The sequence below is a fragment of the Erwinia sp. PsM31 genome, assembly GCF_030433775.1.
GTDB classification, from domain to species: domain Bacteria; phylum Pseudomonadota; class Gammaproteobacteria; order Enterobacterales; family Enterobacteriaceae; genus Erwinia; species Erwinia aeris.
Genome location: NZ_JARUWZ010000001.1, coordinates 266,669 through 289,212, shown reverse-complemented (window position 1 = coordinate 289,212; position 22,544 = coordinate 266,669). Strand labels below are relative to the sequence as shown.

Below are 22,544 nucleotides of genomic sequence, written 5' to 3'. Positions count from 1 at the left end.
ATCGTGGCATTGCTTTCACGCTGCACCGCAGTGGTGCAGCCTGCGCAGGGGGCCGTAACCTTTGTCTTTTAAGCTTTTGCGGTATGATTGACGGTATTGCTCTCGAAGGGACCTTTTATGAAACAAATTCGTCTGTTAGCCCAGTACTACGTCGATTTAATGGTGAAGCTGGGGCTGGTGCGCTTTTCTTTGCTGCTGGCTTCTGCGCTGGTGGTGCTGGCAATGATCGTGCAGATGGCGGTCACGATGGTGCTGCGCGGACATGTAGAAAGCATCGATATGGTTCGCTCGGTCTTTTTCGGGTTGTTGATAACGCCATGGGCCGTCTATTTCCTGTCGGTGGTGGTTGAGCAGCTGGAGGAGTCGCGGCAGCGCCTGGCGCGCCTGGTGGATAAGCTGGAAGAGATGCGCCATCGCGATCTGGAGCTAAACCAGCAGATGAAGGAGAACATTACCCAGCTTAATCAGGAGATCGCCGATCGTATCAAGGCGGAAAAAGCGCGCCTGCAGGTGATGGACAAACTGACGGAAGAGATGACCAGGCGCGAGCAGGCGCAGATTGAGCTGGAGCAGCAGTCTTCTTTCCTGCGTTCGTTTCTGGACGCCTCGCCCGATCTGGTGTTCTACCGTAATATCGATCAGCAGTTTTCCGGCTGCAACCGGGCCATGGAGCTGCTGACGGGCAAAAGCGAGAAGCAGCTTATTGGCCTGACGCCGCACGATGTCTACGATCGTGATGCCGCCACCAAAGTGCTGGAAACGGACGAGAAGGTCTTTCGCCACAATGTTTCGCTGACCTACGAGCAGTGGCTGCAGTATCCCGATGGCCGCAAGGCCTGCTTTGAGATCCGTAAAGTGCCTTATTACGACCGCGTAGGTAAACGCAGCGGGCTGATGGGCTTTGGACGCGATATAACCGAGCGTAAACGCTATCAGGACGCTTTAGAGAACGCGAGCAGGGAAAAGACCACCTTTATCTCTACGATCAGCCACGAGCTTCGTACGCCGCTTAACGGCATCGTCGGTCTGAGCCGTATCCTGCTGGATACCGAGCTGAATCCGGAGCAGTTGAAATACCTGAAAACCATCCACGTCTCGGCCATCACGCTGGGCAATATTTTCAATGACGTTATCGAAATGGATAAGATCGAGCGCCGCAAGGTGCAGCTGGATAACCAGCCGGTTGATTTTACCGGCTTCCTGGCGGATCTGGAGAATCTCTCCGGCCTGCTGGCCCAGCCGAAAGGACTGAAGTTCGTGCTCGACGCCCATCCGCCGCTGCCGCATAAAATTATCACCGACGGCACGCGGCTGCGTCAGATCCTGTGGAACCTGATCGGTAACGCAGTGAAATTTACCCAGCAGGGCAGCATTATCGTGCGGGTGGCCTATCAGGGCGAGGATTGTCTGCGCTTTGAGGTGGAAGATTCCGGCATGGGGATCCCGCAGGATGAGCAGGACAAAATCTTCGCCATGTATTATCAGGTGAAAGATCAGCATGGCGGCAAACCGGCGACCGGCACCGGCATTGGGCTGGCGGTTTCGCGTCGTCTGGCGCAGAGCATGGGCGGAGATATCAGCGTGCGCAGCGCGCCCGGTAAGGGCTCCTGCTTTACGCTGACGGTTAATGCGCCGCGCGTCGTGACGCAGCATGAGGCCGAGCAGCCTGCGGACGATATGCCGCTACCGGCGCTGCACGTCCTGCTGGTTGAGGATATCGAGCTGAACGTGGTCGTAGCGCGTTCGGTACTGGAGAAGCTGGGCAACAGCGTTGAAGTGGCCATGACGGGCGCAGAAGCGCTGACGATGTTCGATCCCGAAGAGTTTGATCTGGTGCTGCTGGATATTCAGCTGCCGGATATGACCGGCCTTGACGTGGCGAGGGAAATCCATCGGCGCTACGGCCATCAACAGCTGCCGCCGCTGGTGGCGCTGACCGCTAACGTGCTTAAAGATAAAAAAGAGTATCTGGACGCGGGCATGGACGACGTGCTGAGTAAACCGCTGGCGGTACCGGCGCTGACCGCCATTATCCAGAAGTACTGGGACTACCAGGAGCAGGAGGACGAGCCGGCGGAAGCTTCTCACTCTGACGCGCCCGTGCTGCTGGATATCACCATGCTGGAGCAGTATATCGAGCTGGTTGGGCCGCAGCTGATTGTGCAGAGTCTGGAAATGTTTGAAAAGATGATGCCAGGTTATCTGGAAGTATTGGATTTGAACATGACCGCGCGCGATCAAAAAGGCATTGCGGAAGAAGGGCACAAGATCAAGGGCGCGGCGGGATCGGTTGGTCTGGTCCATTTACAGCAGCTGGCGAAACAGATCCAAAGCCCTGAGCTACCGGCGTGGTGGGACAATGTGCAGGAGTGGATTGACGAGCTGAAACACGAGTGGCGTAACGACGTTGCGGTACTGCGGGAATGGGTATCAAAGGCCCAAAAAAAATGACCCCGACCGAGGCCGGGGTGCGCGAATACTGCGCCAACACCAGGGAAACTTGAGGCCTACGCTGTTCTTAAAGTAAGAGTATCGAAGCGCAGGCGCGGTATTGGGTAAAACGCTCAGGAACTACCTTAGCAAAACTCCCATCACATGTTACAAGATTCATTAAAATGTGTGATGTGGAGCAGCGTTTCCAGACAGAAAACATTAATTTGATGATACAGTCAAGCACGGAATGAATTTATTCGCGATCTTGCGCAAAAATTGCACAATTGTGCCAGTTTTTGTCCGGTTTTGATTGACGTATTCAGGTAACCGGTTCCATTGATCGCTAGCAGTGATGCTAAAAGAATTTCACCTCGCCTGGCAGATATTTAACTCCATGTAAAACATGTTCTTTTTGTGAGATTGGTGTCTCTCTTGTGAAACCGCACGGTACAACAAAATGGAAAGTGATATTGGAAGGAATTAACGATTAATAAACATGTTTTTATCGTAATCCTTTTAACTTAAGGCGTAATTTTCGCTCACCAACCGAAAAGCATAACCTGGGCCCACAGCCATTCTGAGGGGCCTTTAAGATAAAATTAGCAAAAGCTAACTCACGCAATTTATAAGGTTCATGAATGAATTGGCTGGCATTGTGCGGACGGACCGCGTTGATTGTTTCTTCATCGCTACAGGTTCGTTTACGGCATGGAACCGATTCCGAATGTGCGGAAGTGATTGAAGCACTTAATACATTTACAAAGTGCTTCAAGTTGTAAGCGCATGCAAACGTTTACATTAAGTCAAATGCGTTGCGCCCCGCATCGCTTTTTTACATTGTACGAACGGATTCCTGTTACAGGAATTCATAAGATCATTATGGATAAATGTTAATGAAGCAGCGCAAAAACACCAGCGGACAGCGGCTAAAAACCTGGGCGTTACGAGTGACGATCGGCCTGGCCGGGATCGCGATCGCCGGGATTCTGCTTTTTTCTTTTTTGCCCGTACCTTTCTCTGCCGTGATGGCAGAAAGGCAGATTGGCGCCTGGCTGAGCGGCGATTTCCGTTATGTCGCGCATTCAGACTGGGTAGAGATGAAAAATATCTCTCCCTGGATGCCGCTGGCGGTTATCGCCTCAGAGGATCAAAAATTTCCCGACCACTGGGGATTTGACGTACAGGCGATCCAGTCGGTGCTGGATGGTGAAGAGACCCGCATGCGCGGCGCTTCTACGCTATCGCAGCAGACCGCAAAGAACGTTTTTTTATGGGACGGGCGTAGCTGGATACGTAAGGGACTGGAAGCGGGCCTGACGGTTGCGATCGAAACCGTGTGGACAAAACGGCGCATTTTGACGGTCTATCTGAACGTAGCGGAGTTCGGCGAGGGCGTATTTGGCGTAGAAGCGGCATCGCAACGCTATTTTCATAAGCCCGCCAGTCGCCTGACGATGGCGGAAGCGGCATTGCTGGCGGCCGTGTTGCCGAACCCGATCCGTTTTCGCGCCGACGCGCCGTCGGCCTATGTGCGCCAGCGGCAGCAGTGGATCTTACGCCAGATGCGCCAGCTGGGCGGAGAAGGTTTTCTGAACGCGCATAAGCTACGCTGACAGAAAGGTGGCCTGAAAGAAATAACCATGCTCAGAGGCGCATAAGTGTGTGCAGAGCATCACGAGCAAGGACAGCGCTCAGGGGCGTAATAAGCCACGCCGAGAGGAAAAGGTACGCTGTGGAGAAAGCACCGCGCTCAGGGGCGCGCAAGTGTGTGCAGAGCATCAAGAGCAAGGACAGCGCTCAGGGGCGTAATAAGCCACGTCGAGAGGAAAAGGTACGCTTGAGGGTCAAGAACCGCGCTCAGGGGCGCTGAGCGCGTCTGAGCGGCTGATTAATCCTCGTCGAAGCCGGCGTTAAAGAGTTCGATCACCGCCGCCAGCGCTTTTTCTTCTTCCGGCCCGCTGGCTTCAATCTCAATCTGTCCGCCTTTCGCCGAATCCAGCATCAGCAGTGCAATAACGCTGCTGGCTTCCGCTTCCGTGCCGCTCTCGTTGCGCAGCAGCACCTCGGCATCAAAGCTTTGCACCAGTTCAAACAGCTTCATCGCCGGTCTGGCGTGCATACCCAGCTTGTTTTTGATCTCAACCACTTGTTTAACGGTCATGATTTGCGCTTTTCCAGAGTACGATGACGGGACTGCACGTTCTTGCCGCGCGAGCGGAAATAGTCAGCAAGCTGTTCGGCAATATAAACCGAGCGATGCTTACCGCCGGTACAGCCAATCGCCACGGTAAGATAGCTGCGGTTGTTGGTTTCCAGCATCGGTAGCCAGAGTTCAAGATAGCTGCGCGTCTGATAGATAAAATTGTGCACTTCGGTATGACGATCCAGGAAAGCGGCCACCGGACGATCCAGCCCCGTCATCGGCCGCAGTTTCGGATCCCAGTGCGGGTTCGGCAGAAAGCGGACGTCGAACACGTAATCGGCATCGATCGGAATACCGTGCTTGAAGCCGAAGGATTCAAACACCATCGTCAGTTCACGTTCCCGCTTGCCTAACAGGCGCGTGCGCAGCATTTCGGCCAGCTCGTGCACCGACATCTCCGAGGTATCGACGATCAGATCCGCACGCGAGCGCAGCGGCTCCAGCAGATCGCTCTCTTCATCGATGGCGCTTTCCAGCGAAAGATTTTTACTGGAAAGCGGATGCAGGCGTCGGGTATCGCTGTAGCGCCGGATCAGCGTATTGCGATCGGCATCCAGGAACAACAGCTGCGGCGAAAAGCTGTCGGGCAGGCCGGTCAGCGCTTTCTCAAAGATTTCCGGCGACTCTGGCATATTGCGCACGTCAATACTGACGGCCGCCGAGATGTTACGATCCGCTAGTGACCTGGCCAGCTCCGGCAGCAGCACCACGGGCAGATTATCCACGCAGTAGAAGCCCATATCCTCCAGCGCCCTCAACGCGACGGACTTACCGGAACCAGAACGCCCGCTGACGATCATCAGCACCATGACTTATTCTCCTGATTTGAAGCCTTTCCAAAGGGACGGGGAACTTCCCTGTGCATACGCTCGGGCCGACAGACCGGCCCACTAAAGGCTTAAGAGGCGGCTTGTGGTTCCTCTGCCATGATAGCAAACAGCTCTTCATCGCTTTGCGCAGCGCGCAGTCGGCGGCAGACCGTTTTATCGGCCAGACGTTTTGCGACCAGCGAGAGCGTGTGCAGATGCGTTTTACACTGATCGGCAGGCACCAGCAGGGCGAAAAGCAGATCGACCGGTTGATTATCGATAGCGTCGAAGGCTACCGGCTGATCGAGACGGATAAACACGCCTACCGCGCGCAGCGTATCTTCCACCAGCTTGCCGTGTGGGATCGCGATGCCGTTACCTATGCCGGTACTGCCCATACGTTCACGCGTCAGGATCGCTTCAAAGATCGTCTGATGCGGCAGATTAAGCTGTTTGGCCGCCAGCTCGCTGATAATCTCCAGCGCCCGCTTTTTGCTCTGGCAGTGCACGCCGTTGCGGGTACAGGAAAGGCTCAGGACCGAGCTCAGTTCCAGTGTCAGGTCATTGTTCATCATAGGTTCACTTAGGTATTCACTTCCGCCTGGCAAAACGGCGCTGCCCGATCGTTCGGCAGGCCATCAGTCGAATGCATTATGCCCGTTGATTAACGGCCCGCCTTCTGCAATCAGAAGACGAGCCGGTTAGTTTACACCACATTCTTATCAGATAAGGGTGGCGAAAAAATAATCAATGCTGCAAGGGTAATTAATGCTGCTTCAGCTTGTCTTTATGTTTATTCAGCTGGCGTGTCAGCTTGTCAATCAGGCCGTCAATCGCCGCATACATATCTTTTTCTTCCGAGGTGGCGTGCAACTCACCACCGCTGACGTGCAGCGTCGCATCGGCGACCTGCGTCACCTTTTCCACCTTCAGCACAATATAAACCTGCCCGATACGGTCAGTGTATTGCTCCAGCTTGGCGAATTTAGCCACCACGAATTCACGTAAAGGCTCGGTAATTTCAACATTCTGCCCGGTAATATTGAGTTGCATAAGCTCTTCCTTATCTGTTCGTTCAGACCAGCTGCTTGCGCTGATTTGAGGGCGGGATGGATAAAGACTCTCGGTACTTCGCGACGGTGCGGCGGGCCACGATGATCCCCTGGTCGGAGAGCAGGGTGGTCAGCTTGCTGTCGCTAAGAGGCTTGGCGGGATTCTCCGCCGAGATCAATTTCTTCACCAGCGCGCGAATGGCCGTGGAAGAGGCTTCGCCGCCGCTTTCGGTGTTCACGTGACTGGAGAAGAAATATTTCAGTTCAAAAATACCGCGTGGGCTGTGCAGGTATTTTTGCGTGGTAACGCGTGAAATCGTCGATTCGTGCATCTCTACGGCGGAGGCGATATCCGCCAGCACCATAGGACGCATAAATTCTTCACCCTGCTCGAAGAAAGCCTGCTGCTGGTCGACGATGCAGCGCGTGACCTTCAGTAGCGTATCGTTGCGGCTCTCCAGACTTTTTATCAGCCAGCGGGCTTCCTGCAAATTGCTGCGAATAAACTGGCTGTCGCTGTCGCTGCGAGAGCTGCCGCCCAGCGAAGCATAGTGCTGGTTAATCTTCAGGCGCGGCACGCTGTCGGCATTCAGTTCCACCACCCAGCGGGCGCCGATTTTACGCACCAGCACGTCCGGGATGACATATTCCGGTTCGCTGGTATTAATCGACTGGCCGGGACGCGGGTCAAGCGACTGGATCAGCTGCATGGCGTTTTTCAGCACGTCCTCTTTCAGCCGCGTGACGCGCATCAGGCTGCGGAAGTCGTGGTTAGCCAGCAGATCCAGATGGTCGCTGACAATAAGCCTGGCTTCTTTCAGCCAGGGCGTGTCATCCACGAACTGCGACAGCTGCACCAGCAGGCAGTCGCGCAGATCGCGTGCGCAGACGCCGATCGGATCGAACCGCTGAACGCGCTTCAGTACCGCTTCGACTTCTTCCGCAGAAAGCTCTTCGTTGCCGATACTCTCCTGGATCTCCTGAAGAGAAACGGTCAGATAGCCGGTCGGATCCACGGCGTCGACAATGGCGGTGGCGATGGCGCGATCGGTATCGGTAAAAGGCGTCAGCTCTACCTGCCACATCAGGTAGTCCTGCAACGACTGGGTGGTTTCGCCCTGATAAACAGGCAGCTCGTCGTCGTGGTAGTCGGTGCCGGTGCCCGACGGCGTGCCGGCGGTGTAGATTTCGTCCCAGGTGGCGTCGAGCGGCAGCTCTTCCGGCATATCTTTTTGTTCCAGCGCCTCGCGGGTATCCAGCGCCTCTTTTTCCTGATATTCGCGGCTGTCGACTTCTTCGTGAAGATCGGTTTGTTCAAGCAGCGGGTTGCTTTCCAGCGCCAGCTGAATTTCCTGCTGGAGTTCAAGCGTAGAGAGTTGCAGCAGACGTATCGCCTGCTGCAGTTGTGGCGTCATGGCAAGCTGTTGGCTAAGCCTGAGCTGCAAACCTTGCTTCATATTCAGGATACTTATTCCTTAAAAATCTTGACCGGTCTGAACACCTTATCAGAGTCTGAACTCTTCGCCCAAATAGACGCGCTTAACTTGTTCATCCTGGAGGATTTGCTCAGGCGAGCCGTGAGCGATCAGGTGTCCCTGACTGACGATATAGGCTCGTTCGCAGACGGCCAGCGTTTCACGGACGTTGTGATCGGTGATAAGCACGCCCAGGCCGCTGTCGCGCAGGTGTTCGATAATCTTTTTGATATCGATAACCGAAATCGGATCGACGCCTGCGAAAGGCTCATCCAGCAGGATGAATTTAGGGTTCGCCGCCAGCGCGCGGGCGATCTCTACGCGACGGCGTTCACCGCCGGAAAGCGCCTGACCCATGCTGTCGCGCAGGTGCGCGATATGGAACTCTTCCATCAGCTCGTTGGCGCGATCGGTTCGCTGTTCCGCCGTTAAATCTTCACGGATTTGCAGCACCGCCATCAGGTTGTCGTACACGCTCAGGCGGCGGAAAATAGAGGCTTCCTGCGGCAGATAGCCGATGCCCCGACGCGCGCGCGCGTGCAGCGGCAGAATACTGATATCTTCATCGTCGATAACGATGCGGCCCGCGTCGCGCGGCACAATGCCCACCACCATATAAAACGTGGTGGTCTTACCGGCGCCGTTCGGGCCCAGCAGGCCGACGATCTCACCGGATTTTACCTCCAGGCTGACATCTTCCACCACGCGTCGGCCTTTGTAGGCCTTCGCCAGATTTTGCGCAATTAAAGTCGCCATGGCTTAGTTACTCTTCTTGGGGGAGGAGGCGTTTTTATCCTGCAGCTGCGAAGGCACCAGCACGGTAGTGACGCGCTTGCCGGTATTGCCGTAGGCCTGCATTTTCTGCTCTTTCACCAGATAGGTGATGCGATCGCCTTTGACGTTGCTGTCCAGCTGCTCCAGATAAGCGCTGCCCGTCAGCTCGACGAAATCCTTCGCCAGCTCGTAGTGCATTTTCTGCGCATGGCCTTTAACGGGCTTGCCGTTGTCCTGCATCTGATAAAACGTTGCCGGATTGCCCCAGGCATCCACGATGGTTTTGTTGCTGTCGCCGTTCGGACGCGTGACCACAACCTTATCCGCGGTGATTTTGATCGAGCCCTGGGTCACGATGACGTTGCCGGTAAAGGTCGCCACGTTGCCCTGCATATCCAGCGCCTGATTTTCGGAGTCCACGTTGACCGGCTTATCCGAATCGCCCGTCAGGGCAAGAGCGGGCAGGCTGGCAGTCAGCAGCAGGCCGAGCGTCAAAAACTTAAGGTTGGTTCGCATTCTGAATTTCATAGGAGGTTTTGACCTTTTCAATCAACTCGGCGGTTTTCTTCCGTAAATTGCCACGCATCTTCATGCCGCTAGAGCTGAAGCTGTTGCCGTATAAGGTTACCCGATCTTCTGAGGTAACGTCCTGCGTGACAAGGTTCACTACGGCGTTATCGGTTTTAATTCGTTGTAGCTGGGCGTCCTGGGCCAGACTGTTGACCTCGACGTGGCCGTAAAGATAGAGCATACGGTCATTGGTTAGTTTGGCCTTGTCTGCCCGTACCGACCAGGTGGGCACTTTGTTTTCGTCATAGGTGGTCATGACCGGATTATCGAACCAGCTTACCGCGTCGGCGGAAAAGTAGGTTACTTTCTCGGATACCAGCTTGTAGCTCAGTCCGCCTTCCGGGTTATACACCACCGTATTGGACGACTGGCTCGTATAGGTCGGCTCCAGCGCGTTGCTGGCCGCGGGCGCAGGCTTATCCGTATCGGCCAGGTTCCAGCCAATCAGCACGATCGCTACCAGCGCCAGCAGGAGCGTAATCCAACGCCTTGTTTTACTCATACAGACTGCCCTTTGGCCTTATCAAACTTATCCTGCGCGATTAGGATCAGATCGCAAATTTCACGTACGGCGCCGCGTCCGCCCGCGAGGCGGGTAACGTAGTCGGCACGAGGAAGCAGCACGGGATGCGCATCGGCTACGGTCACGCTCAGGCCGACTTCCGCCATTACCGGCCAGTCAATCAGGTCATCGCCAATGTAGGCGACCTGCTCCGGCATCAGCGACAGTTTATCCAGAAGTTCGCGGAAGGCCAAAAGCTTATCCGACTGGCCCTGGTAAAGATGCGTAATGCCCAGCGTGGCGCAGCGATCTTCCAGCAGCTTTGCCTTGCGACCGGTGATAATAGCGACTTCCACGTCCGAGGTCAGCAGGCAGCGAATGCCGTAGCCGTCCCGCACGTTGAAGGCTTTTAGCTCCTCGCCGTTATTGCCCTGGTAAATCACACCGTCGGACATCACGCCATCTACGTCACAAATCAACAGCTTAATTTCACGCGCGCGCGCCATCACGGTCTCGCTCACGTCGCCATAACAGGTACTTATCCAGCTTGCGCCAGCCATTTTTTATTCCTTGTTAAACCACGCCGGCACGCAGCATGTCGTGCATATGCACTACGCCAAGCAGCCGATCGCCGTCGGCTACCATTAAAACGGTAATATTACGGCTCTGCATCAGATTCAGGGCATCGACCGCCAGCGTATGGGGCCGCACCCGTACGCCGCCCGAGGTCATAACGCTGGCGATACTGGCATGTTGAATATCAATGCCCATATCAAAGACGCGTCGCAGATCGCCATCGGTGAAAATCCCTTCGATCTTCATCAAATCGTCACAGATTACCGTCATACCTAAATTCTTACGGGTGATTTCCAGCAGGGCGTCACGCAGCGAGGCGTCACGGCCGACGCGAGGAATTTCATCGCCGCTATGCATAATATCGTCAACGGTCAGCAGCAGCTTGCGGCCCAGTGCGCCACCCGGATGGGAGAGGGCGAAATCCTCAGCCGTAAAGCCGCGCGCCTTCAGCAGCGCTACCGCCAGCGCGTCGCCCATCACCAGCGTTGCCGTGGTGCTGGTGGTCGGCGCCAGCCCCAGCGGACAGGCTTCCTGCGGTACTTTAACACAGAGATGGATATCTGCCGCGCGGCCCATCGCGCTGTCGGGACGGCCGGTCATACAGATAAGCGAGACGCGCAGCCGCTTCAGCACCGGGATCAGCGCCAGGATCTCGGAGGATTCGCCGGAGTTGGAAATGGCGATAACAATATCGCCCGAGCTGACCATGCCAAGATCGCCGTGGCTGGCCTCTGCCGGATGCACGAAAAACGCCGGGGTGCCGGTGCTGGCGAAGGTGGCCGCCATCTTTTTGCCGATGTGGCCCGATTTCCCCATGCCCATCACCACCACTTTGCCGTGGCAGTTGTAAATTTGCTTACAGGCTTCGGTAAAGTCTTCGTTAATGTACCGATCGAGCTGTTCCAGTCCCTGACGTTCAATCGTCAGAACATCTTTCCCCGCCTGCTGAAAATCAAAGTCGGGCCGTAGAGTAACAGGTGACATAGGTTCTAATCCTTTTACCAAAAGGTGGCCGAAGGAAGCCAGTAGAGTAACGCGACCCAGGCAACAAAGCCTGTCAGCAGCAGCGCGCCCGCCACTCTGCCGATACAGCGGCTACGGCGCAGGCAGATAAGCGTAAACAGCGCGCTGACGCCCAGCATGATCCAGTAGTCGCGGGCAAAAGCATGCATATCCACCGCGCCCGGATGCAGCAGCGCCGGAATGCCAAGTACAATGGCAATATTGTAGATGTTAGAGCCGATCAGATTGCCGATGGCGATATCATCTTCGCCTTTCAGCGCGCCGGCAATCACCGTAGCCAGCTCCGGCAGGCTGGTGCCGACAGCGATCACCGTCAGGCCGATCACCAGTTGGCTGACGCCAAAAAAATTGGCGATAACCGTTGCGTTGTCGATAACCATACGGGTCGACATCGGTAAAATAATCAGCGCCACGCCCAGCCAGAGAAACGCCACCGTGTTGCCTGTATCGTCACGCGGCAGTTCGGCAAGCTGTTCGCGCGTCAGCGAATCCGTATCGCCACGCTCCGCTTTGCGGGCAATGTTGATAATAAACAACAGGTAGCCTGCCGCAAAGGCAATCAGGATCAGGCCGTCATTGCGGCTTAGCATATTATCAAACAGCAGCAGGCCGCTGATTAATGTAATCAGCAGCATCAACGGCAGCTCGCGCGCCAGCAGCCTGGAATACAGCCTTAAGGGATGCAGCAGCGCCGCACCGCCGAGGATCAGCAGAATATTGGTGATATTGGAGCCGACCGCCGTGCCAACCGCTAAATCCATCTGGCCGTGCAGGGAAGCGGAGAAAGAGACGATCAGTTCAGGCAGCGAGGTGCCTATGCTGACCACGGTCATGCCGATAATCAGCGGAGGAACGCCAATTGCGCGGCACAGGATAGCCGCGCTGAACACCAGACGATCTGCACCATATACCAGCAGGACCAGGCCGATAATCAATAGTGCGGTAGCTACAAGCATGAAATGTCCTTTGATCGGGTATAATCGTCGGCTTGCCTTGCACGACGAGCAAAACGGGCCGGTAAAATGGCCGCGAACGCGCTGATTTTGACGGTCTGAAAGCAAAAAGTAAAACTTATGCCAACTTTCGCTACGTCAGACGGATAAGTTTCTGTAAAAGTGTCCAGTTCCGCTGGTTATACGTTACCATCGGTAGAGGATGAAATGCCTGGAAAAGAGGATAAGAGGTCACAATGAGCCAGACGGAGACGAATTTGGTGGACGTTCGGGGCGTCAGCTTCGCTCGCGGCGATCGCCCGGTTTTCGATAACATCTCGCTTACGGTGCCGAAAGGGAAAGTCACAGCCATTATGGGCCCTTCAGGCATTGGTAAAACCACGCTGCTGCGTCTGATCGGCGGTCAGCTGCGTCCCGATGCCGGCGAAATCTGGTTTAACGGGGAAAATATCCCCGCGCTTTCGCGCTCGCGCCTCTACGAAGCGCGTAAAAAAATGAGCATGTTATTTCAGTCCGGCGCGTTGTTTACCGATCTGACGGTGTTTGACAACGTCGCCTGGCCGCTGCGCGAACATACGCAGCTGCCGCCCGCGCTGCTGCACAGCACGGTGATGATGAAGCTGGAAGCCGTCGGCCTGCGCGGCGCGGCTCAGCTAAAGCCTTCCGAGCTGTCCGGCGGCATGGCGCGGCGCGCGGCGCTGGCCAGAGCTATCGCGCTGGAGCCGGATCTGATTATGTTCGACGAGCCTTTCGTCGGGCAGGACCCGATCACCATGGGCGTGCTGGTCAAGCTGATTGACGAGCTGAACCACTCGCTGGGCATGACCTGCATTGTGGTTTCGCACGACGTGCCGGAAGTGCTGAGCATTGCCGACTACGCCTACATTATCGCCGGACAGAAAGTTATCGCTCAGGGAACGGCCAGCGCGCTGCATGAAAATGAAGATGCCCGGGTTCGCCAGTTTATCGACGGCATCGCCGACGGCCCGGTTCCTTTTCGTTTTCCCGCAGGCGACTATCTGCAGGATCTAACCGGCTCAGGGAGTTAATCTGATGTTACTACGTGCACTGGCGTCCGTCGGACGTCAGGGGATCAATATTTGCGCCTCGTTTGGCCGCGCCGGGCTGATGCTTTTTCACGCGCTGATAGGCATTCCCCGCTTCCGCAAACATGCGCCGCTGGTGATCAAGCAGCTGTACAGCATTGGCGTGCTGTCGCTGCTGATTATCGTGGTTTCCGGCCTGTTTATCGGCATGGTGCTGGGTTTGCAGGGCTACCTGGTGCTGAATACCTACGGGGCCGACAGCAGCCTGGGGATGCTGGTGGCGCTGTCGCTGCTGCGCGAACTGGGGCCGGTCGTCACGGCGCTACTGTTTGCCGGCAGGGCAGGCTCGGCGCTTACGGCGGAAATCGGTCTGATGAAGGCGACCGAGCAGCTCTCCAGCATGGAGATGATGGCGGTCGATCCGCTGCGCAGGATTATCTCTCCTCGCTTCTGGGCCGGTTTTATCAGTATGCCGCTGCTGACGCTAATTTTCGTCGCGGTAGGTATACTGGGCGGCGCTATCGTGGGCGTCAGCTGGAAAGGCATCGACGGCGGCTTTTTCTGGTCGGCGATGCAAAACGCCGTGGATATCCGTACCGATATCGTCAACTGCGTGATCAAAAGCGCCGTTTTCGCCTTTACCGTCACCTGGATTGCCCTGTTTAACGGCTACGATGCCGTGCCGACTTCTGAAGGCATTAGCCGGGCGACGACGCGTACTGTAGTACATGCTTCTCTGGCTGTGCTCGGTTTGGATTTTGTGCTGACAGCACTGATGTTTGGGAACTGATTCGATGCAAACGAAAAAAAGCGAAATTTGGGTAGGGGTCTTTTTACTGCTGGCGCTTTGCGCGGCGCTGTTTCTCTGCCTGCGCGTGGCGGATCTGAAATCCCTGGGCAGCGAACCCACCTGGCGGCTCTACGCTACCTTTGACAATATCGGCGGGCTGAAAAGCGGTTCGCCGGTGAAAATTGGCGGCGTGGTAGTTGGCCGCGTGACGGATATCGGCCTGGATGAGAAAACCTATCTGCCGCGCGTCTCGATGGATATCGAAGACAAATATAATCAGCTGCCGGATACCAGCTCGCTGGCGGTCAGAACCTCTGGCCTGCTGGGCGAACAGTATCTGGCGCTCAACGTCGGTTTTGACGATCCGGAGATGGGAACGGCTATGCTTAAGGATGGCAGCACCATTCAGGACACCAAGTCGGCAATGGTGCTGGAAGATCTGATAGGCCAGTTCCTGTATAAGAGCGGCAACGGTAACGAGAGTAAAAACGCGGCGCCGGAGAACGGCGGCGAGCCTGCCCCGGCCGCAGCGACTAACCCTTAAGAGGAGCAGTAATGTTTAAACGTTTCCTGATGGTGGCCATGTTAATCATCGCCCCGGTCGCGGCTAACGCTGCCGCCGACCAGACCAACCCTTACAAGCTGATGAACGAGGCGGCGGAGAAAACCTTTACCCGTCTTAAAAACGAGCAGCCTAAAATCAAGCAGGATCCCAACTACCTGCGCCAAATCGTGCGTGAAGAGCTGCTGCCCTATGTGCAGATTAAATATGCCGGCGCGTTAGTGCTGGGACGTTACTACAAAGAAGCGACGCCTGCCCAGCGCGAAGCCTATTTCAAAGCCTTTAGCGACTACCTGGCGCAGGCTTACGGCCAGGCGCTGGCGCTCTACCACGGTCAGACTTACCAGATCGCACCTGAGCAGCCCTATGGCGATGCCAATATTATTGCCATCCGCGTCTCCATCATCGATCCTAACGGCCGCCCGCCGGTTCGCCTGGACTTCCAGTGGCGTAAGAACAGCCGCACCGGCGACTGGCAGGCCTACGATATGATCGCGGAAGGCGTCAGCATGATCTCCACCAAGCAGAACGAGTGGGCGGGCATTCTGCGTCAGAAAGGCGTCGACGGCCTGACTGACGTACTGAAAAACGCGGCCAGCCAGCCGATTACGCTGGACAAGCAGCAGTAATGGATCAGCTTAACTGGCGCATCGAGGGCAACCGCCTGCATCTGGCGGGCGAGCTGGAGCGGGAAACGCTGGCCGCACTGTGGCAGCAGCGCGAAACGGTCATGAAACAGATTGATACCATTGATGTCTCCGCGCTGGACAGAGTCGATTCAGCCGGGCTGGCGCTGCTGGTGCACCTGCGTCAGATCGCGCTGGGGCAGGGGAAAGCGCCGGGATTTACCGGTATTACCGACAAACTGCGTTCGCTGATCGCGCTGTATAATCTGCAGCAGTTTATTACCGCCGAACGCTGACGGCCCGCGCCCGTTCCTGATGAAAAAGCCTCTGCACACGCGGAGGCTTTTTTGCCTGTTTAAGATAGCTCCGCTTTCCACTACTATGTAGGCCTGTTTATCCTCAACCGAATTTAGAAAATCCCATGGAAACTAGTGAAATCCAATCCGTGCTGATGGCCGCGCTGCCGCTGCAGGAAGCCATTGTAACCGGCGACGGCAGCCACTTTCAGGTGATCGCCGTAGGCGAGATGTTTGGTGAACTGAGCCGCGTGAAAAAGCAGCAGGCGATTTACGCGCCGCTGGCGGCCTATCTTGCCGACAACCGTATTCACGCGCTGTCCATCAAAACCTATACGCCGGAAGAATGGGCACGTGACCGTAAGCTGAACGGTTTTTAAGTCGCCGTTTTCATCGCTTCGGGCGGTGAAGCGGCCGTACTCTATTGCTGATTAATTGAGAGCAGGTTTAATGGATAAATTTCGTGTGCAGGGCCCGACCCGTTTAAGCGGGGAAGTGACCATTTCCGGTGCTAAAAACGCTGCGCTGCCGATTCTTTTCGCTGCTCTGCTGGCGTCCGATCCCGTAGAAATTCAGAATGTCCCGAAGCTTAAGGACATCGATACTACCATGAAGCTGTTGAGCCAGCTGGGCGTAAAAGCGGAGCGCAACGGCTCGGTGCACCTGGATGCCAGTAACGTCAATATTTTTTGCGCGCCTTACGATTTGGTAAAGACCATGCGCGCTTCGATTTGGGCGCTTGGCCCACTGGTGGCGCGTTTCGGTCAGGGGCAGGTTTCTCTGCCTGGCGGCTGCGCTATCGGCGCACGTCCTGTCGATCTGCACATTACCGGCCTTGAGCAGCTGGGTGCCGAGATCAAGCTGGAAGAAGGCTATGTTAAAGCGTCCGTCGACGGCCGTCTGAAAGGCGCGCACATCGTGATGGATAAGGTCAGCGTAGGCGCAACCGTCACCATCATGAGCGCCGCCACGCTGGCTACCGGCACCACCGTGATTGAAAACGCCGCCCGCGAGCCGGAAATCGTCGATACGGCGAACTTCCTGAATACGCTGGGCGCGAAAATCACCGGTGCCGGCAGCGATCGCATTACTATCGAAGGCGTTGAGCGCCTGGGCGGCGGCGTTTATCGCGTATTGCCGGATCGTATTGAAACCGGCACCTTCCTGATCGCCGCCGCGATTTCCGGCGGTAAAGTTGTCTGCCGCGACACGCAGCCGGCTACGCTGGACGCGGTGCTGGCCAAGCTGCGTGAAGCGGGAGCAGATATCGAAACCGGCGAGGACTGGATCAGTCTGGATATGCACGGCAAGCGGCCAAAAGCGGTCAACTTCCGCACCGCGCCGCATCCTGGCTTCCCAACCGATATGCAGGCGCAGTTCAGCCTGCTGAATCTGGTGGCGGAAGGCACGGGCGTGATCACCGAAACCATCTTCGAAAACCGCTTTATGCACATACCGGAGCTGATCCGTATGGGCGCGCATGCGGAAATTGAAAGCAATACGGCGATCTGCCACGGCGTGGAGAAACTGTCCGGCGCTCAGGTCATGGCCACCGATCTGCGCGCTTCCGCAAGCCTGGTGCTGGCTGGCTGCATCGCGGAAGGCACCACGATTGTGGATCGTATTTACCATATCGATCGCGGTTATGAGCACATCGAAGACAAGCTGAAAGCATTAGGCGCTAATATCGAGCGCGTAAGCGGCGACGAATAACGCCGTTTGAAGCTGACTGGCAACGGGGCGGTAGAAATCTACCGCCTTTTCTTTATGAGCGAATAAGCTTTTTACGGTCGAGCAGGGCATGGGTGACAGGATCGTAATAGCGGCTGGGCCAGATCTCGGCCGGATGGATGTTCAGGGCATTGGCGATAATCCATTCGCCTTTAGGCCACGGCCTGAACAGCGCGTTAGCAAGCGTGGACGAGCTTAATCCGGCCTCTCGTGATACCTCGGCCAGCGTGGTGCCTTTCTTTTTCAGACCTGCAATAATATCCGCGTTATGCCAGTCCGCTTTCTTCTCTAGCATCTGCTTTTTCCTCCATGGACGCATCGCTATTTCTGGAAACATCAGGACGCAACATTGCCGTCTCTACGGCAGGGATTGCGAACATGATGTGAATATTTAAGGCGTTAGCCTTTAAATATCGCAGTCAGATTTATAACAATAATCGCTAAGATATTTCCAATAAAATTTAAGCAGCGTTTTGTTTTTGAGGCGTAATGCGCAAAAGTTACGTAACAGCGTGATGCATTACATTACAAAAAGGGATCCAGGAGGCGTTGTACAGAAGGGAAAAAGCGCGGCTGACCGCGCTCAGGGATTAAAATTCGCGCTGCACCGACATATGCGCCAGCGCTTCCAGCGCGCTGCGCCACGGCGATTCCGGTAGGGCATTCAGACAGGCGATGGCCTTGTCTGCTTCGCGTTCTGCCGATTCCCGTGTCCAGGCCAGCGAGCCGCACTGTTGCATGGTTTCCAGTACGGGTTCCAGCAGATGGCGACCGTTACCTTGCTCAATCGCGCTGCGGATCATCGCTGCCTGCTCCGGCGTGCCGTTACGCATGGCGTGCAGCAGCGGTAAGGTTGGTTTGCCTTCGCTAAGGTCGTCACCAACGTTTTTACCCAGCGTTTTACCGTCGGCGCTGTAATCAAGAAGATCGTCGATAAGCTGGAAAGCGGTGCCGATATAGCGGCCATAATCCTGCAACGCCTTTTCCTGCTCCGGCGTGGCCTCGGCCAGGATAGCGGAAGATTGGGCGGCGGCTTCAAACAGGCGAGCAGTTTTACTGTAGATCACCCGCATATAGCTCTCTTCGGTAATATCGGGATCGTTACAGTTCATCAGCTGCAGCACTTCGCCTTCCGCTATCACGTTAACCGCTTCCGACATCAGCTCCAGCACGCGCAGCGAACCAATGCTGGTCATCATCTGAAAAGCACGCGTGTAGATAAAATCGCCGACCAGCACGCTGGCCGCATTGCCGAAAGCAGCGTTGGCGGTGGCTTTGCCGCGGCGCATATCCGATTCGTCCACCACGTCATCGTGCAGAAGGGTGGCAGTGTGAATGAATTCTATCAGGGCTGCTACGGTAACATGTTGTTTACCGGAGTAATTCAGCGCGCGCGCGGCCAAAACGGCGATCGTTGGGCGGATGCGTTTGCCTCCACCGCTGATGATGTAGTAACCCAGCTGATTGATGAGGGAAACCTCAGAATTCAACTGCTCGAGTATGGTTGCATTGACGTCCGCCATGTCCTGCGCGGTGAGTTCGTTTATCTGTTCTAAGTTCATCAGTCTTTTCAGCTATTGCCCACTTTGCGGCTATGATAAGCGTCTTTACCCGTGCCTGCGGCATGTAATGTATAACAGATTGTACTTGAAAATGGCGACTGTGAAACATTTGGCTGTGCTTTGCGTTTTTTTTCTGCAATACCCGCTACCTGGCACTTGTCATCGCGTGCGAAGTTGCGTAGAATTCGCGCCCTATTGTGAATATTTATAGCGCAGCCTGAACTCAAGACGGCAAGCGCGAGAGCGGAGTTTATATGTACGCGGTTTTCCAAAGTGGTGGTAAACAACACCGAGTGAGCGAAGGTCAGACCGTTCGCCTGGAAAAGCTGGACATCGCAACCGGCGAAACGATTGAATTCGACCAGGTTCTGATGATTGCCAACGGCGAAGAAGTAACGATCGGCGCACCTTTAGTTTCAGGCGGCGTGATCAAAGCAGAAATTATTGCTCACGGTCGTGGCGACAAAATTAAGATTGTTAAGTTTCGTCGTCGTAAACACTACCGTAAGCAGCAGGGTCACCGTCAGTGGTTCACTGATGTGAAGATCACTGGCATCAGCGCCTAAGAGGAGATCTGACAAATGGCACATAAAAAGGCTGGCGGTTCCACTCGAAATGGCCGCGATTCCAACGCAAAACGCCTGGGCGTTAAGCGTTTCGGTGGCGAAAGCGTTCTGGCAGGTAGCATCATCGTTCGTCAGCGTGGCACCAAATTCCACGCGGGCACCAACGTAGGCTGCGGCCGTGACCACACCCTGTTTGCTACGGCAAACGGCAAGGTCCTGTTTGAAGTGAAAGGCCCGAACAACCGTAAATACATCAGCATCGTTGCTGAGTAAGGTTTTCGTGCCTGAAGGCGGTACCTGATACCGCTTTCAGCAGCGAATCAAAAAGCCCCGCTATGATTGCGGGGCTTTTTACATTCTGCATCTGGCGCGCCAATCAGGTTGCCAGTAAAACCCTTTGCTGTACACTTTGTATTCAGCTGCATGATGTCTTAAGGCGGATCCCCTGTCTGGAAATGACGCGAGGGCTGCGCCCCCGGACAGCCGTCATAAGGCCTGCGAGCCACGACGGATCATCCTGCCAGCAGCGGGCAAATGATTTACGGAGAAGTAACATGAAGTTTGTTGATGAAGCGACGATCCTCGTTGCTGCGGGTGATGGCGGCAATGGCTGCGTCAGTTTCCGTCGTGAGAAATATATTCCCAGAGGCGGCCCGGACGGCGGCGATGGTGGTGATGGCGGCGACGTCTATATGCAGGCCGACGAGAACCTGAACACCCTTATCGATTATCGCTTTGAAAAATCTTTCCGTGCCGAGCGCGGGCAGAACGGCCAGAGCCGTGACTGCACCGGTAAACGCGGTAAAGACATTATTATTAAAGTGCCGGTCGGCACCCGTATCATCGATCAGGGCACTGGCGAAACGCTGGGCGATATGATGAAGCACGGTCAGCTGCAAATGGTCGCGAAAGGCGGCTGGCACGGCCTGGGGAACACCCGCTTTAAATCTTCCGTTAACCGTACGCCTCGTCAGAAAACGATGGGAACGCCGGGCGAGAAGCGCGATCTGCAGCTGGAGCTGATGCTGCTGGCCGACGTCGGAATGCTGGGCCTGCCGAACGCGGGTAAATCCACCTTTATCCGCGCCGTTTCCGCCGCGAAGCCTAAAGTAGCCGACTATCCGTTTACCACCCTGGTACCTAGCCTGGGCGTGGTGCGTATGGACAGCGAGCAAAGCTTTGTGATCGCCGACATTCCGGGCCTGATTGAAGGCGCTTCTGACGGCGCAGGTCTGGGTATTCGTTTCCTTAAGCACCTTGAGCGCTGCCGCGTGCTGCTGCACACCATCGACCTGGCGCCAATTGATGAAACCGATCCGGTAGAAAACGCCCGCATCATTCTGGGCGAGCTGGAAAAATACAGCGAGAAGCTTTTTAATAAGCCTCGCTGGCTGGTTTTCAACAAGGTCGACCTGCTGGATCAGGAAGAAGCGGAATCCCGTGCGAAAGCCATTGCCGATGCGCTGGGCTGGACGGATAAATACTATCTGATTTCTGCCGCCAACCGCGTTGGCGTAACGCCGCTTTGCTGGGACGTGATGTCCTTCCTGAACGCCAATCCAAAAGAGGCGGAAGTGGAAGAGAAGCAGCCGGAAAAAGTGGAGTTCATGTGGGACGACTATCATCGCCAGCAGCTGGAAGAAGCTGAAACGGCGGTGGAAGAAGACGATGACTGGGATGACGACTGGGATGACGAAGACGACGAAGGCGTCGAAATCATCTACCAGCGTTAATCCCTGAAGGGCGCCAATCGGCGCCCTTTCTGTTATGGGAACCGCACGGAGTACCGATGGCAGCCTCACTGAGCAGGAACCCAGCTTCATGAGCGTTGACCTTCGCAGCAGTAATTATTTCTTCCCGCTAATAAAGATAATCATTATCATCTGCTCTATCCGATCCTTCGCGAAGCCCCGCGCTTTGCCCCGTCTGAATGAGTTGATCCATGCGCACTCCCATCCAAATGTTTCCCCTGATAATTTTTGCTCTCTCGCTGCTGTCGAGCGGTGCAGCGCGTGCCGAAGAAGGCTGGCCACGGCATATCACCAGCGTTAAGGGCGAAATGGTGCTAAAGAAGCAGCCTGAACGGATTGTCTCTACCAGCGTGACGCTGACCGGCTCGCTGCTGGCGATAGACGCGCCGGTTATCGCCAGCGGTGCCACCATGCCAGGCCATCGTATCGCCGACGGCCAGGGATTTTTCCGTCAGTGGGGGAACGTGGCGGCGGCGAAGGGCGTTAAGCGCCTTTACAGCGGCGAACCTAACCTTGAAGCGATTGCCGCAGAAAATCCGGATCTGATTATCGTCAGCGCGACGGGAAACGACTCCGCGCTGCCGTTTTACGATCGTCTGGCCGCGCTGGCGCCGACGCTGGTCGTTAACTACGACGATAAAAGCTGGCAGGAAGTAGAGCGCGTGCTGGCGCAGGCCACAGGTAAAGAAACCGAGGCGGAGGCATCGATTCAACGCTACGCGCAGCGGGAGAAAGAGGTCAAAGCGAAGCTGCAACTGCCGCCGCAGCCCGTTTCCGCGCTGGTTTATAATCCTCATATCCATCTGGTCAATCTCTGGACGCCGGAATCTGCCCAGGGAAAACTACTGGGATCGCTGGGCTTTACCCTGGCTGAGCCGACGGCCGTGGTACGTCAGGCCAGCCAGCGCCTTAAGCGTCGGGATATTATTCCCATAAGCGGAGAAAATCTGGTCACCGGCCTGACGGGGCGGTCCGTGCTGATGTTTGCCGCAGGTGATAAAGAGCAGGCGGCGCTGCTGGCCGAGCCGCTGGTCGCCAACTCCCCGGCGGTAAAAAACAAGCAGGTTTATGCGCTGGGCGAAGACAGCTTCCGGCTGGACTACTACAGCGCCAACAATGTCCTGACCCGCCTGGAACAGCTGTTTTCCGGCAAATAGTTTTTCATGCCTTCGCGTCCGCGAAGGCATCCGCTCTCCGCTGCGTTTTCCTGCCTGCTCACAAAATCATCACGCTAATAAGAATAC

Annotated in this window: 26 protein-coding genes; 13 read left to right on the top strand and 13 right to left on the bottom strand. The window is 55.8% G+C overall.

Annotation, left to right across the window (positions count from 1 at the left end):
• Positions 1-117 precede the first annotated feature (117 nt).
• Both arcB and mtgA read left to right on the top strand, forming a co-directional pair.
• Positions 118-2,451 (top strand): aerobic respiration two-component sensor histidine kinase ArcB, encoded by a 2,334-nt coding sequence (arcB, locus tag QCD69_RS01370; RefSeq protein WP_253457859.1) that lies wholly within the window; start codon positions 118-120, stop codon positions 2,449-2,451.
• A gap of 875 nt (positions 2,452-3,326) precedes the next feature.
• Positions 3,327-4,046, top strand: coding sequence for a monofunctional biosynthetic peptidoglycan transglycosylase (gene mtgA / locus QCD69_RS01365; RefSeq protein WP_253457862.1), 720 nt, complete (start codon positions 3,327-3,329; stop codon positions 4,044-4,046).
• Between the two features lie 275 nt (positions 4,047-4,321).
• On the opposite strand, the gene npr is transcribed toward mtgA, so the two are convergent.
• From npr to QCD69_RS01310, 11 genes are all read right to left on the bottom strand, one after another.
• Positions 4,322-4,594: a PTS phosphocarrier protein NPr gene (npr, locus tag QCD69_RS01360; RefSeq protein ID WP_125287082.1), complete on the bottom strand. Its 273-nt coding sequence runs from the start codon at positions 4,592-4,594 to the stop codon at positions 4,322-4,324.
• On the bottom strand, positions 4,591-5,445 hold the full coding sequence (rapZ, locus tag QCD69_RS01355; protein WP_125287083.1) for an RNase adapter RapZ: 855 nt from the start codon (positions 5,443-5,445) through the stop codon (positions 4,591-4,593). Before rapZ ends, npr begins: the two co-directional genes overlap by 4 nt.
• Before the next feature lie 89 nt (positions 5,446-5,534).
• On the bottom strand, positions 5,535-6,017 hold the full coding sequence (gene ptsN, locus QCD69_RS01350; protein ID WP_199746329.1) for a PTS IIA-like nitrogen regulatory protein PtsN: 483 nt from the start codon (positions 6,015-6,017) through the stop codon (positions 5,535-5,537).
• 193 nt (positions 6,018-6,210) lie between these two features.
• Positions 6,211-6,498: a ribosome hibernation promoting factor gene (hpf, locus tag QCD69_RS01345; protein WP_125287085.1), complete on the bottom strand. Its 288-nt coding sequence runs from the start codon at positions 6,496-6,498 to the stop codon at positions 6,211-6,213.
• A 22-nt stretch (positions 6,499-6,520) separates the two neighbouring features.
• Positions 6,521-7,954 (bottom strand): RNA polymerase factor sigma-54, encoded by a 1,434-nt coding sequence (rpoN, locus tag QCD69_RS01340; protein ID WP_253457865.1) that lies wholly within the window; start codon positions 7,952-7,954, stop codon positions 6,521-6,523.
• Positions 7,955-8,002: 48 nt separating this feature from the next.
• Complete coding sequence (gene lptB / locus QCD69_RS01335) at positions 8,003-8,728, bottom strand: LPS export ABC transporter ATP-binding protein (RefSeq protein ID WP_253457868.1); 726 nt, start codon at positions 8,726-8,728, stop codon at positions 8,003-8,005.
• A 3-nt stretch (positions 8,729-8,731) separates the two neighbouring features.
• Positions 8,732-9,274, bottom strand: coding sequence for a lipopolysaccharide ABC transporter substrate-binding protein LptA (gene lptA, locus QCD69_RS01330; protein WP_125287088.1), 543 nt, complete (start codon positions 9,272-9,274; stop codon positions 8,732-8,734).
• Positions 9,246-9,818, bottom strand: coding sequence for an LPS export ABC transporter periplasmic protein LptC (gene lptC / locus QCD69_RS01325; protein ID WP_253457871.1), 573 nt, complete (start codon positions 9,816-9,818; stop codon positions 9,246-9,248). Before lptC ends, lptA begins: the two co-directional genes overlap by 29 nt.
• A complete protein-coding gene (gene kdsC, locus QCD69_RS01320; protein ID WP_253457874.1) occupies positions 9,815-10,378 on the bottom strand; it encodes a 3-deoxy-manno-octulosonate-8-phosphatase KdsC in 564 nt (187 codons plus the stop codon). Before kdsC ends, lptC begins: the two co-directional genes overlap by 4 nt.
• Positions 10,379-10,391: 13 nt before the next feature.
• On the bottom strand, positions 10,392-11,378 hold the full coding sequence (gene kdsD / locus QCD69_RS01315; protein ID WP_253457877.1) for an arabinose-5-phosphate isomerase KdsD: 987 nt from the start codon (positions 11,376-11,378) through the stop codon (positions 10,392-10,394).
• Between the two features lie 14 nt (positions 11,379-11,392).
• The gene (locus tag QCD69_RS01310; protein ID WP_301250723.1) at positions 11,393-12,373 is read right to left on the bottom strand and encodes a calcium/sodium antiporter; all 981 of its coding nucleotides are present in this window, start codon (positions 12,371-12,373) and stop codon (positions 11,393-11,395) included.
• Between the two features lie 233 nt (positions 12,374-12,606).
• Here QCD69_RS01310 and mlaF point away from each other — a divergent pair, with 233 nt between their 5' ends.
• The 7 genes from mlaF (at position 12,607) to murA (ending at position 17,403) form a co-directional block, all read left to right on the top strand.
• Positions 12,607-13,419, top strand: a complete 813-nt coding sequence (gene mlaF / locus QCD69_RS01305; RefSeq protein ID WP_125287093.1) for a phospholipid ABC transporter ATP-binding protein MlaF — start codon at positions 12,607-12,609, stop codon at positions 13,417-13,419.
• Between the two features lie 4 nt (positions 13,420-13,423).
• Entirely contained in the window at positions 13,424-14,206 is a 783-nt protein-coding gene (gene mlaE / locus QCD69_RS01300; RefSeq protein ID WP_253457882.1) for a lipid asymmetry maintenance ABC transporter permease subunit MlaE, read from the top strand.
• A gap of 4 nt (positions 14,207-14,210) precedes the next feature.
• Complete coding sequence (mlaD, locus tag QCD69_RS01295; RefSeq protein ID WP_301250721.1) at positions 14,211-14,750, top strand: outer membrane lipid asymmetry maintenance protein MlaD; 540 nt, start codon at positions 14,211-14,213, stop codon at positions 14,748-14,750.
• 11 nt (positions 14,751-14,761) lie between these two features.
• Positions 14,762-15,397 (top strand): phospholipid-binding protein MlaC, encoded by a 636-nt coding sequence (gene mlaC / locus QCD69_RS01290; RefSeq protein WP_253457885.1) that lies wholly within the window; start codon positions 14,762-14,764, stop codon positions 15,395-15,397.
• Complete coding sequence (gene mlaB, locus QCD69_RS01285) at positions 15,397-15,690, top strand: lipid asymmetry maintenance protein MlaB (protein WP_253457888.1); 294 nt, start codon at positions 15,397-15,399, stop codon at positions 15,688-15,690. The genes mlaC and mlaB overlap by 1 nt, the downstream gene beginning before the upstream one ends.
• 125 nt (positions 15,691-15,815) lie before the next feature.
• Positions 15,816-16,070, top strand: a complete 255-nt coding sequence (gene ibaG / locus QCD69_RS01280) for a BolA family iron metabolism protein IbaG (RefSeq protein ID WP_125287098.1) — start codon at positions 15,816-15,818, stop codon at positions 16,068-16,070.
• 70 nt (positions 16,071-16,140) lie between these two features.
• Positions 16,141-17,403: a UDP-N-acetylglucosamine 1-carboxyvinyltransferase gene (gene murA, locus QCD69_RS01275; RefSeq protein WP_253457891.1), complete on the top strand. Its 1,263-nt coding sequence runs from the start codon at positions 16,141-16,143 to the stop codon at positions 17,401-17,403.
• Between the two features lie 52 nt (positions 17,404-17,455).
• Here the strand turns inward: murA and QCD69_RS01270 are convergent, their stop codons facing one another.
• Both QCD69_RS01270 and ispB read right to left on the bottom strand, forming a co-directional pair.
• Positions 17,456-17,716, bottom strand: a complete 261-nt coding sequence (locus tag QCD69_RS01270) for a helix-turn-helix domain-containing protein (RefSeq protein ID WP_253457894.1) — start codon at positions 17,714-17,716, stop codon at positions 17,456-17,458.
• A gap of 295 nt (positions 17,717-18,011) precedes the next feature.
• Positions 18,012-18,983 carry an octaprenyl diphosphate synthase gene (gene ispB / locus QCD69_RS01265; RefSeq protein WP_253457897.1) on the bottom strand — a complete coding sequence of 324 codons (972 nt, stop codon included), beginning with the start codon at positions 18,981-18,983 and terminating at the stop codon, positions 18,012-18,014.
• A 254-nt stretch (positions 18,984-19,237) separates the two neighbouring features.
• Between ispB and rplU the strand changes: the two genes are divergently transcribed.
• The 4 genes from rplU to fepB all read left to right on the top strand — a co-directional run bounded on the left by rplU (position 19,238) and on the right by fepB (position 22,457).
• Positions 19,238-19,549 carry a 50S ribosomal protein L21 gene (gene rplU / locus QCD69_RS01260; protein WP_125287102.1) on the top strand — a complete coding sequence of 104 codons (312 nt, stop codon included), beginning with the start codon at positions 19,238-19,240 and terminating at the stop codon, positions 19,547-19,549.
• Between the two features lie 15 nt (positions 19,550-19,564).
• Entirely contained in the window at positions 19,565-19,822 is a 258-nt protein-coding gene (gene rpmA / locus QCD69_RS01255; protein WP_012666719.1) for a 50S ribosomal protein L27, read from the top strand.
• A gap of 281 nt (positions 19,823-20,103) precedes the next feature.
• Positions 20,104-21,282 carry an Obg family GTPase CgtA gene (cgtA, locus tag QCD69_RS01250; protein WP_253457900.1) on the top strand — a complete coding sequence of 393 codons (1,179 nt, stop codon included), beginning with the start codon at positions 20,104-20,106 and terminating at the stop codon, positions 21,280-21,282.
• Positions 21,283-21,491: 209 nt separating this feature from the next.
• Positions 21,492-22,457, top strand: coding sequence for a Fe2+-enterobactin ABC transporter substrate-binding protein (gene fepB, locus QCD69_RS01245; protein ID WP_253457903.1), 966 nt, complete (start codon positions 21,492-21,494; stop codon positions 22,455-22,457).
• The last annotated feature ends 87 nt before the right edge of the window (positions 22,458-22,544 follow it).

Excerpts from the sequence above, each read along its gene's own strand:
- ibaG (WP_125287098.1), top strand. The coding sequence starts at position 15,816 with ATGGAAACTAGTGAAATCCAATCCGTGCTGATGGCCGCGCTGCCGCTG.
- ispB (WP_253457897.1), bottom strand. The coding sequence starts at position 18,983 with ATGAACTTAGAACAGATAAACGAACTCACCGCGCAGGACATGGCGGAC.
- murA (WP_253457891.1), top strand. The coding sequence starts at position 16,141 with ATGGATAAATTTCGTGTGCAGGGCCCGACCCGTTTAAGCGGGGAAGTG.
- fepB (WP_253457903.1), top strand. The coding sequence starts at position 21,492 with ATGCGCACTCCCATCCAAATGTTTCCCCTGATAATTTTTGCTCTCTCG.
- rplU (WP_125287102.1), top strand. The coding sequence starts at position 19,238 with ATGTACGCGGTTTTCCAAAGTGGTGGTAAACAACACCGAGTGAGCGAA.
- rpoN (WP_253457865.1), bottom strand. The coding sequence starts at position 7,954 with ATGAAGCAAGGTTTGCAGCTCAGGCTTAGCCAACAGCTTGCCATGACG.
- hpf (WP_125287085.1), bottom strand. The coding sequence starts at position 6,498 with ATGCAACTCAATATTACCGGGCAGAATGTTGAAATTACCGAGCCTTTA.
- lptC (WP_253457871.1), bottom strand. The coding sequence starts at position 9,818 with ATGAGTAAAACAAGGCGTTGGATTACGCTCCTGCTGGCGCTGGTAGCG.
- mlaD (WP_301250721.1), top strand. The coding sequence starts at position 14,211 with ATGCAAACGAAAAAAAGCGAAATTTGGGTAGGGGTCTTTTTACTGCTG.
- lptA (WP_125287088.1), bottom strand. The coding sequence starts at position 9,274 with ATGAAATTCAGAATGCGAACCAACCTTAAGTTTTTGACGCTCGGCCTG.
- mlaF (WP_125287093.1), top strand. The coding sequence starts at position 12,607 with ATGAGCCAGACGGAGACGAATTTGGTGGACGTTCGGGGCGTCAGCTTC.
- QCD69_RS01310 (WP_301250723.1), bottom strand. The coding sequence starts at position 12,373 with ATGCTTGTAGCTACCGCACTATTGATTATCGGCCTGGTCCTGCTGGTA.
- kdsD (WP_253457877.1), bottom strand. The coding sequence starts at position 11,378 with ATGTCACCTGTTACTCTACGGCCCGACTTTGATTTTCAGCAGGCGGGG.
- mlaE (WP_253457882.1), top strand. The coding sequence starts at position 13,424 with ATGTTACTACGTGCACTGGCGTCCGTCGGACGTCAGGGGATCAATATT.
- mlaB (WP_253457888.1), top strand. The coding sequence starts at position 15,397 with ATGGATCAGCTTAACTGGCGCATCGAGGGCAACCGCCTGCATCTGGCG.
- cgtA (WP_253457900.1), top strand. The coding sequence starts at position 20,104 with ATGAAGTTTGTTGATGAAGCGACGATCCTCGTTGCTGCGGGTGATGGC.
- lptB (WP_253457868.1), bottom strand. The coding sequence starts at position 8,728 with ATGGCGACTTTAATTGCGCAAAATCTGGCGAAGGCCTACAAAGGCCGA.
- ptsN (WP_199746329.1), bottom strand. The coding sequence starts at position 6,017 with ATGAACAATGACCTGACACTGGAACTGAGCTCGGTCCTGAGCCTTTCC.
- mlaC (WP_253457885.1), top strand. The coding sequence starts at position 14,762 with ATGTTTAAACGTTTCCTGATGGTGGCCATGTTAATCATCGCCCCGGTC.
- arcB (WP_253457859.1), top strand. The coding sequence starts at position 118 with ATGAAACAAATTCGTCTGTTAGCCCAGTACTACGTCGATTTAATGGTG.
- rpmA (WP_012666719.1), top strand. The coding sequence starts at position 19,565 with ATGGCACATAAAAAGGCTGGCGGTTCCACTCGAAATGGCCGCGATTCC.
- kdsC (WP_253457874.1), bottom strand. The coding sequence starts at position 10,378 with ATGGCTGGCGCAAGCTGGATAAGTACCTGTTATGGCGACGTGAGCGAG.
- mtgA (WP_253457862.1), top strand. The coding sequence starts at position 3,327 with ATGAAGCAGCGCAAAAACACCAGCGGACAGCGGCTAAAAACCTGGGCG.
- rapZ (WP_125287083.1), bottom strand. The coding sequence starts at position 5,445 with ATGGTGCTGATGATCGTCAGCGGGCGTTCTGGTTCCGGTAAGTCCGTC.
- npr (WP_125287082.1), bottom strand. The coding sequence starts at position 4,594 with ATGACCGTTAAACAAGTGGTTGAGATCAAAAACAAGCTGGGTATGCAC.
- QCD69_RS01270 (WP_253457894.1), bottom strand. The coding sequence starts at position 17,716 with ATGCTAGAGAAGAAAGCGGACTGGCATAACGCGGATATTATTGCAGGT.